3 protein-coding genes are annotated in these 10,686 nt (G+C 64.4%); all 3 read left to right on the top strand.

Annotated features, from left to right (window positions below; all coding sequences use genetic code 11):
• The coding region (locus BLR66_RS19125; RefSeq protein WP_218119594.1) for an OmpA family protein at positions 1 to 3,618 on the top strand (3,618 nt) is incomplete at its 5' end.
• Between the two features lie 11 nt (positions 3,619 to 3,629).
• Positions 3,630 to 7,313: a hypothetical protein gene (locus tag BLR66_RS03760; RefSeq protein ID WP_218119593.1), complete on the top strand. Its 3,684-nt coding sequence runs from the start codon at positions 3,630 to 3,632 to the stop codon at positions 7,311 to 7,313.
• Positions 7,314 to 7,345: 32 nt separating this feature from the next.
• Positions 7,346 to 10,663, top strand: a complete 3,318-nt coding sequence (locus tag BLR66_RS03755) for a DUF6923 family protein (RefSeq protein ID WP_143014538.1) — start codon at positions 7,346 to 7,348, stop codon at positions 10,661 to 10,663.
• The last annotated feature ends 23 nt before the right edge of the window (positions 10,664 to 10,686 follow it).

The raw sequence follows: 10,686 nt of genomic DNA, 5'->3' as shown, positions 1-10,686 counted from the left end.
TCGGTCAGCAACAGCGTGAGCACCAACACTGGTAGTTGTGTCGCCTGTACGACCACCAATCCGGTGACGCCGACAGTCACGGTCAGCAAGTCCGTGAACCCCGGCAGCGGTACCGCGGTCTCGGTTGGTGCCACGCTGACCTATACGCTGACGGTGAACGTGGCCAACGCTCCCACGACCGCAGATGTGGTGTTGACCGACGTACTGGGTGCCGGCCTGACGGTGGTCAGTCCTCTGCCCGCTGGCTGCACGCCGTCGGGCCAAACGATCACCTGCATCCTGACCACGGGCTCGGCTATCGGTACCCATACCTTCACCTATACGGCGACGGTGGATGCCACGGCGACCACTTCGGTCAGCAACAGCGTGACCACCAATACCGGCAACTGCGTCGCTTGCACCACGACAAATCCGGTCACGCCGACAGTCACAGTCAGCAAATCCGTGAACCCCGGCAGCGGCACCGCGGTCTCGGTCGGCGCCACGCTGACCTACACGCTCACCGTTGATGTAGCCAACGCGGCCACTACCACCGATGAAGTGTTGACCGACACGCTCGGCGCGGGCCTGACCGTGGTCAGCCCCTTGCCCGCGGGTTGCACGTCTTCCAGCCAGGACATCACCTGCACTGTGACTGCGGGCGCCGCCATCGGTACGTACACCTTCGTCTACACCGCGACAGTGAATGCAGATGCGACCACGTCGGTCAGCAACAGCGTGGTGCCCAGCACAGGCACTTGTGGAACCTGCACCACTATCAATCCACTCACGCCAACGATCACGGTGAGCAAGTCCGTGAATCCGGCCAGTGGCACCGCGGTCTCGGTCGGCGACACGCTGACCTACACGCTGACGGTCAATGTTGCCAATGCCGCCACGACGGCCGCCGAAGTGCTGACCGACACGCTGGGTGCCGGCCTCACCGCCGGCACCCTACCTGCGGGTTGCACGGCGGCGGGACAGGTCATTACCTGCACGCTCGCCACGGGCGCAGCCATCGGCATCCATACTTTCATCTACACCGCCACGGTCGATGCCGCTGCCGCCACTTCGGTCAGCAACAGCGTGACCACGAGCACCGGCAACTGCGCCTCCTGCACGACCACCAATCCGGTGGCGCCACGGGTAGCGGTGAACAAGACCGCCAATCCGATCAGTGGCGAGACGGTGGAGGTGAACGACATCGTCACCTACACAGTGACGGTGACGGTGGCCAATTCCGCGACTATCGCGGCGGTGTCGCTGATCGACACCGTGAGCGCCGGACAGACGCTGCTTCCCGCCACGTTCCAGGTTCCGGCGGGCGGCGCATGCAATGCCGTCGCCGGCGGCCTGGAATGCAGCCTCGCAGCGGGTACGACACCCGGCAGCTATGCCTTCACCTACCAGGTGCAGGTGGATGCAGGCGCGACCGGCAGCATCGGCAATACGGTCGTCGCCAACGGCGGCGGTGGCGAAGAACCCGATTGCCAGAGCTGCAGCACCGAGCATCGTGTCGCCGAGCCCATCGTCGCGGTGACCAAGTCGTCCGATCCCGGCGGCGGTGCGACCTTGCAGGTGGGCGACACGATTCAATACACGCTGACGGTGGACGTGTCGCAGGCCGCAACCACCTCGGACCTGGTTCTCGACGACACGCCGAGCGCCGGCCTGACATTGGGCGCATTGCCGGCAGGTTGTACGCCTAGCGGCGCCGGTCTGCGTTGCGTATTGGCGAGCGGTTCCGCACCAGGCACTTATACCTTCACTTATCCTGCGACGATCAATGCCAACACCGGCGCTACGGTGAGCAACGTCGTGCTCGCCAACGGTGGCGGCAGCCAGCAGAATCCGCCGTCCTGCTCCACCTGCAGCATCGAGCATCAGGTCGTCGACGCCTCGCAATTGCGCGTGATCAAGACCAGCAGCGTGCGCGAGGCGCGGATCGGCGATCTGGTGCGCTACACGGTGACGGTCGAAAACGTCGGTGCGACCAATGTCGTCAACGCCGATCTGGTCGATACGCCGCCAGCCGGGTTCACCTACGTCGACGGTTCGCTGACGGTGGTGGACGGCGACAATGCCGCGACGGCCAGCGGCTACAACCCGATTCGCTTCGAAGGCCTGGACATCGACGCAGGCGAATCGGCGACCCTGGTCTACCTGATGCGGATCGGCGCCGGTGTGCGGCCGGGCGTGTTGATCAACCAGGCGCAGGCCTATTCCAATGGCGGCACGCCGATTTCGAACGTCGCCACCGCCGAACTGACGTTGGCGGCCGATCCGCTGACCGACGACAGCCTGATCCTGGGCACGGTGTTCGACGACCGCGACGGCGACGGCTGGCAGGACAACGCCGCGCTCTCCGGCGTGCGCATCCAGGGCGGCTTCGATGCTTCGGCCTACGTGGCGGGCTCGACCACCCTCGATCGCGGTGCTGGCCCGCAGCCGGTACCCGATGCCAGCGCACCGCTGCTGCACGGCGTCGCGCTGGGCGACATCGGTGCGCGCCAATCGCCCGCCGATCCGGCGCAGCGCCGGCAGATCGTATTGAGTCAGCGCCTGACCAAGCCCGATTTCAACGACGATTTCGTGCTCAGTACGAGGCAGGGCGTGACCTTGCGCATGGACGCCGCAGGTGCGACCACGCTAACCACCGAAGGCGAAGCGGCGAAAGGCTTGAATGCCGCGGCACCGGAAGTCGAGCGCCGTATCGCGCAGGGCGAGGGTGGCTATGTGGTGGATTACATCATCCGCAACGCCGGCATCGACGAACGCGGCATACCGGGCGTGCGCATCGCCTCGGTCGACGGCCTGTTGGTGGAGACCGACCAGTTCGGTCGCTATCACCTGGCCGGCATACCGGGCGGCGCCTGGGAACGCGGGCGCAACTTCATCCTCAAGGTCGACCCGTCGACGTTGCCGCCGGGTACGCAGATCACCACCGACAATCCGCTGGTCCGCCGCATCACCCCGGGCCTGCCAGTGCGGTTCGACTTCGGCGCCAAGTTGCCGGTAGCGCTGATCCAGGGCGGCGAACGCAAGATCGAACTGGAACTGGGCGAAGTGATCTTCGCTGCCGGCAGCGCACAGGTGCGCGAACGGTATCTGCCGACGATCGAGCAGATCGCCGCCAAGCTCGCCGAATATCGTGGCGGCGAAGTGGTGATCAGCGCCGACGGCGAGAGCGAAGGGCTGGCTTTCGATCGGGCGACCGCGGTAAGGACCGCATTGTTGGCGAAGCTTCCCTCGGAGACGGCGAAGGCACTGAGCGTAAGCGTGCGCACGACCGTCAACGACCCGACGAGCCTGATCGCGGGTGTGGGCCAGGGCGGACCGCGACTGGGCACGGTGTTGTTCGACACCGATCGCGAAACGATCCGGCCGGAGTTCGCGCCGTTGCTCGACCGCGTCGCCGCCTATCTGGAACAGGCGCGTGGCGGCACGGTGTCGGTCGTCGGCCATGCGGACGTGCGCGGCGCCGACACCTACAACCTGGCTTTGGGGATGCGCCGGGCGAAAGTGGTGTACGAGGCGATCGCCCAGCGATTGAGCCCGGACCTGCGCAGTCGGGTGCGCGTGGAGCAAGTGGAAATGGAATCCAGCAACGGCCCGGCCCCTGCCGGCAGCGGCAAGTGAGGGGGCGGGCCATGACCATCAAAATGAAACTACTCGACTACACCTTGATCGGCCTGCTTGCGAGCATGCCGCCGCTGGCGCTTGCGCAGGAAACGCAGGAGCCGGCGGACTGCGCCGGCGATGAATGCAGTTCCGAAGAAGGCCTGTTGTTCCGACTGCGTACTCTGGGCGAACGCAATCCGGTGGTGCCCGCCGATGCCGCATCACCGACGGCGCTGCAGCCCGACCGCCGTGTCGACATCGATCTGGCCGCGCCGGGCAGGGCGACCGTGGCGGGCCAGTTCAACCTTCAGCTCGACAACGGCGGCGTGATCTGGGCCACCGAGGATCCAGCGCTGAGCCTGCCGGAACTGTCGATCTCCGCACCGGGTTTCGTGGCCTTCGACGGCCAGGCGATCGTCAAGCCCGTGCAGTTCTATGTGCGCAGCAACTACTCGTCCTTCATCGAACGATACGAGTTGAAGGTCTACCGCGCCGTCGATACCGACCTGGTGGAACCGCTGGCCACGGTGCCGGTGGACGTGGCGGCCGTGTCCAACGCGGACTGGGACGGCGCGTTGCTGTCCAAATACCGCTTCCGTGCCGGCGACGAACTGGTCTATGTATTGCGTGCCTACGACAAGGACGGCAATTTCGACGAGACCCAGCCGCGCAAGCTGCAGCTGGTGACGCCGGAGGAAGCCGAACGCGGCGGGCGGCAAGTGCGCGACAGCGTCGAGAAGACGCTCGGCACTGCGCTGACCACCGACCAGGCGCAAACCCAGGAATTGATCGACGATGCTTTTGCCGCTAACGGTTTGCGCCAGCAGAACATCCCGATCTATGGTTCGCGCATCCGCATCCAGGGCCGCAATCTGCCGGCGGGCTATTCGCTGCTGATCAACGGCGACAGCTATCCGGTCGATCTGGAACGCAAATTCGTCGCCGAGTACCTGATGCCGGTGGGCCATCACGATTTCGAGGTCGCCCTCAACGGCGGCAGCGACGGCCTGGGCGGCAAGCCAGCGGACGATCCGCAGGGCATCCGCCACACCTTGAGCATCGACGTCACCGGCCGCTATTTCTTCGGCGTGGGCCTGGCCGACGTGACGGTATGGCAGAACAAGATCAGCGGATCGGTGGACGCGTTCGCGACCGACAGCCGCTATGCCGACGATGTGATCAGCGACGGGCGTCTGGCGTTCTACGGTAAAGCCAAGGTAAAGGGCAAATACCTGATCACGGCGCAGGCCGACACCACCGAACGCGATCTGGAGCATTTGTTCGACGGTTTCGGCCAGGCCGACCCGCAGGACATCTTCCGCCGCCTGGATCCGGATCTTTATTATCCGGTTTACGGCGACGACTCCACCACCTATCGCGACGTCGACACCATGGGCCGCTTCTACCTGCGTGCCGATTGGGACAAGAACCAGGCGCTGTGGGGTAATTTCAGCACCGGCATCACCGGCACCGAATACGGCCAGTACGTACGCTCGTTGTACGGCGCCGCGCTCAATTGGCGCTCGCGCCGAGGCAACGCCTGGGGCGATCCGGGCACCGAGTTGCGCGCGTTCGGTTCCGAAGCGCAAACCGCGCCCGGCCACAGCGAATTCATCGGTACCGGCGGCAGCCTGTACTACCTCAAGCACACGGACTTGCTGCCCGGCTCCGATGTGGTGGTGCTGGAAATCCGCGACGCCGCCACCGGCCGCATCGAGAACAGAGTGACGCTGCAGCGCGGAGCCGATTACGAAATCGACGAACTGCAGGGCCGCGTGCTGTTGACGCGGCCGCTTGCGATGCTCACTCGCGAGAACCTGCGCAGCATCTCGCGCGACACGCCGCTGGACGGTTACGAACAGCGCCTGATCGCGGACTACGAATGGGTGCCGTCGGATTTCGACGCCGACCAGGTCAGCGCCGGTGTCCGCGGCAAACACTGGTTCGGCGACCACCTGGGTGTGGGGGCCACCTACATCGATGAGAACCGCGCGGGCGAGGACTACACACTCGCCGCGGGCGACATCACCTTGCAGGCCGGCCGCGGCACGTATCTGAAAGCAGAGTACAGCCAGACCGAATCGTTCAGCGCTCCGGTGTTCTTCTCCGACAACGGCGGCTTCACTTTCACCCAGCTCAATCCGGTCGGACCGCGCGAAGGCGAAGCGAAAGCGATCGAGGCGCGCGTCAACTTCCGAGAGCTCGGCTGGACCGAACAGGACTGGTCCGCCGGCGCCTGGTGGCGCAGGGTCGGTGCGGGCTATTCGGTCAGCCGTTTCGATAACGGCATGGACGTGGAAGAGCAGGGCATGGAAGTGCTAGGCCAATTCAACGCCAGCCTGGGCCTGTACGCACGCTACAGCCAGGCCGAACGTGGCGGCGAGTCGCTGGATCAGGCGCAGATCACCGGCGAATGGCGCGCCACCGACTTTGCCACCTTTACGGCGGAACTGCGCAGGATCGAAGAAAAACGGCTGGCGGGCGACACCTCCGGCACGCTGGCGGCGTTGCGCTATGCGCACAAGATCGGCACGTCGCTGGACCTGTACGGCACCGCCCAGTTCACCGTGGACGATGACGGCGGTAGCTATGCCGATAACGATGCATACACCTTGGGTGGCAAGTATCTGTTCGGCGACTTGTCCACGGTCGGCGCGGAGGTCACCCATGGCGACCGCGGCGATGCGGCGCAGGTGAATGCCGAATACCGGCTCAATCCCGAGCATTCGGTATACGGCAGCTATACCTATTCGACCGACAGCACCCAGTACGATTCGTTGTTCAATCCCGCGCGCCAGAACGGCTGGACCCTGGGGCAGCGCTGGCGGCTGTCCAGCCAGGTCAATCTGTTCAATGAAAGCCAGTTCCTCAAGACCCGGCAGGAGTCCGGCCTGGCGCATACCTTCGGCATGGATTTCTATCCGTCGCAAGGCTGGAACCTGGGCTTCACATTGTCCGATGGCGAATTGATCAACAGCGTCGGCGAGCAGGTCGATCGTCGCGCGATCAGCCTCAGCGGCGGCCGCACCTCGCCCGATACCGACTGGAACAGCAAGCTGGAGTGGCGCCGCGATAGCGGTTTCGAACGTCGCCAGCAATGGGTCAGCACCAACCGCCTGCTGCACAAGATCAACGAGAGCTGGCGCATCGCGGCGCGATTCAACTATGCCGACACCGACGATGAGATCGACCCGACCGCCGGCGCCAAGTTCATCGAAGGCAATTTCGGTTTCGCCTGGCGTCCCTGGAACAGCACGCGCTGGGGCGTGTTCGGCCGTTACACCTACCTTTACGATCTGGCCACGCTGGAGCAGGTCAACGGCGCCAGCTACGATCAGAAGTCGCAGATCCTGTCGTTGGAAGGCGTATACAAGCTGGACCAGCACTGGGAATTCGCCGCCAAGCTGGCGCGGCGCGAAGGCGAAGCGCGTTTCGGCCGCGGCACCGGCGATTGGTTCGACTCGGGCACCACCTTCGCCTCGGGCCAGATCCGCTACGAACTTCGCACCCAATGGCACGCGCTGGCCGAATACCGTTGGCTGGACGTCGAGGACGGCGGTACGCGCAGCGGCTACCTGATCGGCCTGGACCGCGATATCAACAAGAACTTCCGCGTAGGCGTGGGCTACAACTTCACCGATTTCAGCGACGATCTCACCGACTTCGATTACGACCACAAAGGGTGGTTCCTGAATATCGTGGGTTCGTACTGATGCGCGTTTGGGACAAGGAAATGATCAGCGATATGAAAACGAAACTGGTAGCTGCAGCCTCATGCGCCGTAGTTCTGGCCATGGCGCTATGGAGCGGCAGCGCGCAGGCGCAGATCGCGTTCCGCGAGACTTTCGGTGCGGTCAATGGCACCTTGCCGACCGCGCAGAGCACCGCCGACGGCAACTGGCTCAGCGCCGCCTGCTTGAACGGGCAGATCGTCAGCACCGGCGGCGACTCCACTACCGACGGCGCCGCGTCGACCCACTACCTGTACCACAACACCGCCAACTGCGCCTATACCGCAGGCCAGGCGGTGTGGCGCACCGTTTCCGCGATCACCGTGGAGCCGAACAAGAACTACGTGTTCTCGTACATGACCATGGTCACCAACCAGGTCAGCGACCCGGTGCTGAGTCAGGCGGTCACTCCCAACGCGGGCGCGATTACCGTGGTCAGCACCGTCAATACGGCCTATCCGGGAACCAACAACACCTGGATCCGGCGCCAGGTGATATTCACCACCAGCGCCACCACCACCTCGGTCAATCTGCGCATCAATAACGCGAGCACGGCAGCCACCGGCAACGACTTCGGCATCGACGACGTGATGCTGGCGACCATGCCGACGGTGACGCTGACCAAGACCACGCAGAACGGCGCCGGCGGCGCGTTCGGCTTCACGCTTACCAACATGGTGCGCACCACGGCTACGGTCACGACCGCTGCGGCGGGAGTACCCACCGTGGTGGATGGCGATGCCAATGCGGCCGTCACCGACTTCACCGCTTCAGCCCTGGGCGTGGCGATCACAATAAACGAATCTCCGCTGCCGGCTCTCTGGTCGTTCGGGTCCGCCAGCTGCACCAACTCCGCCGGCGCGGCGGTGGGAACATTGAGCGGCAGGCAGATCACGATCCCGGCCGCTGCGGTGGCGGCAGGGCAGACATTCGAGTGCGCCTACGTCAACACGACCCAGCCCAGCTTCGGTACCTGCACTTCCACCATGTATCTCGGCGTGGGCGGTCCGACCCAGCTCCATCGCATCGATACCAGCACCAACCCGCTGACCTATCCTGCGATAGGTTCGCCGTATTCTCCTTCCTACAACGCGATGGGTTATGACCCTGCAAGCAACTACATTTTCGCGACGATATGGGACACCGCCACCAGCACCTATCGCTTGCTGCGCATCGCCAGCAACGGCGTGGTCGAGGACACGGGCGCCATCGCAGGCGGTGGGATCAATGCCAGTGGAACAGGAATAGCTTCGGGCGAGGTGGGTGCGGACGGCTTCTATTACATCAAGGACAACGCCACCATCAACCAGCTGTGGCGGGTCGATCTCAGCACTCGGACTTCCACCCTGATCACACTCAACCAAGCCATCGCGTCGGCGGATCTGGCCTGGTACAACGGCCGGCTATACGCCCAGGACAACGTAACCGGCCTGCTGAACGCCATCAATCCGACGACCGGAGCCGTGACCGCGATCGGGCCTTCGGGATTCGTAGGGGCTACTGACGCCTTCGGTTCGATGATGGGGGCGAGCAATGGCGTTTTCGGCCGTCGCAACAGCGGCGGGTTCTACAAGTTCGACACGACGACCGGCCAGGCCACCTTGATCTCCGACGCTCCGGCGGGCGCTGGCGATGGCGCCAAGTGCGTCACTACGCCGGTGGAGTTCGCGGTCGATCTGGCGATCACCAAGACCGACGGCAGCAGCATCTATACGCCCGGCAACAACGTCACCTATACCATCGTGGTCAGCAACAACGGCCCGTTCGGCGTACAGAATGCGCAGGTGACCGATTCGTTGCCCACCGGCATCACCACCGCCAATTGGACTTGCGGCAGCGCTACCGGCGGCGCCACCTGCGGCGCGGCCAGCGGCACCGGCGCGATCAATACCACTGCCAATCTGCCGGCGAACGGCTCGGTCACCTACAGCCTGACGCTGTTCGCGCCCTCCACGTTCTCCGGCAACTTGGTCAACACCGCAACGGTTACGGCGCCTGCCGGCTCGCCCGATACCAATACCGCCAACAATACGGCCAGCGATACCGATACGCAGTTCCCGCTGCCCCCGGGCAATGTCGCTACCATCAGCTGCATCAGCGGCGGCGCGATGTTCAACACCGCTTACGATGGCACTGGTGGCCGCCTGACCTCGGGCGCGGACAACTACTGGCAGGTCGCGCTGACCACCACGCCGATCACCGGCGCGCCGCCGGTGGGCCTGACCTACGCGGCGGCGCAGGTCGTCACCGCACCGCCGGCTTCCTACATCGTCTCGCCTTATGGCAACGCGAACTGGATCTCTAACGCGGCCAATGCGCTCCATCCCGGTCCGGGCAACTACGACATCTTCTACCGCTTTCAATTCAACATAGCACCCGGCGTGGATCCAACGATAATGGCGTTGGACATGCAGTTCTACGCGGACAATTCGGTGTTCGAGGTCTGGGTGAACGGCAATGCGCAAGGCGTGCATTCGAACTACGGCGCTGCCGATCCTTATTTCTACACCGGTTTCGTGACAGGAAGCCAAGCCGCGGGCGTCCTCAATGGGCCTTGGCTGAGTGGGCTCAACGAAATCGTCGTGCACATCAAGTCCGGGCCCGGCGCGCAAGCGTTCCTGGCGCAGGTGCTGCCGCCGGCGGCGGTATGCGCACCGGCCACGGTCGCTCTCAACAAGACCTCGCGATTCGTCACCGGCGGTCCGTTCGGCTTCGGTCTGACCAATACCAGCCAGGCCGCAGGCACGATCACCACTGCGACCGCCGATGTCCCCAACCAGATCGACGGCAACACCGCTACTGCCGGCACCACCGAACCTTTCAGCGTCGCTACTTTCGGCAGCGACGTGGTCATCACCGAATCGTCGTTGCCGGCTGGCTGGCTGCTGTCCGATGTTACCTGCACCTCAGCCGGCATCGCCGTAGGCAGCCGCGCGGGCAGTGCGTACACCATTCCCGGCAGCCTGATCGACAGCAGCGCTGAAAGCTTCGAGTGCATTTTCACCAATACGCCGACGGTCGATCTGCGCATCGACAAGACCGCTGCCGCGGCTACGGTGCAAAGCGGCAACACAGTGGCTTATACGATCACGCTCAACAACGATGGCCCAGGTCCCGGCGATGGCGCCGTGATCAGGGATCCGGCGGTCTCGGGCGTGGACTGCAGCACGGGTACGCTGGTTTGCGGCAGTGCTACCGGCGGCGCGGTCTGTCCGGCATCGCCAACAGTGTCGGATCTGCAAGGATCGGGTGTGGTGATTCCCACCTTCCCGGCGGGCAGTTCGATGCAACTCACCCTGACTTGTACGGTGACCGCCACCGGCGCGCCCTGATGCGGAGCAGGCCTTCGCCGATC

The sequence above is a fragment of the Pseudoxanthomonas sp. CF125 genome (genome assembly GCF_900104085.1).
GTDB lineage: Bacteria > Pseudomonadota > Gammaproteobacteria > Xanthomonadales > Xanthomonadaceae > Pseudoxanthomonas_A.
Note: the sequence above shows the minus strand (reverse complement) of the source record. Positions and strands in the feature narration are given on the sequence as shown.

What these genes read in the sequence shown, in the direction of transcription:
- BLR66_RS03760 (WP_218119593.1), top strand. Translation starts at nt 3,630, where the DNA reads ATGACCATCAAAATGAAACTACTCGACTACACCTTGATCGGCCTGCTT.
- BLR66_RS03755 (WP_143014538.1), top strand. Translation starts at nt 7,346, where the DNA reads ATGAAAACGAAACTGGTAGCTGCAGCCTCATGCGCCGTAGTTCTGGCC.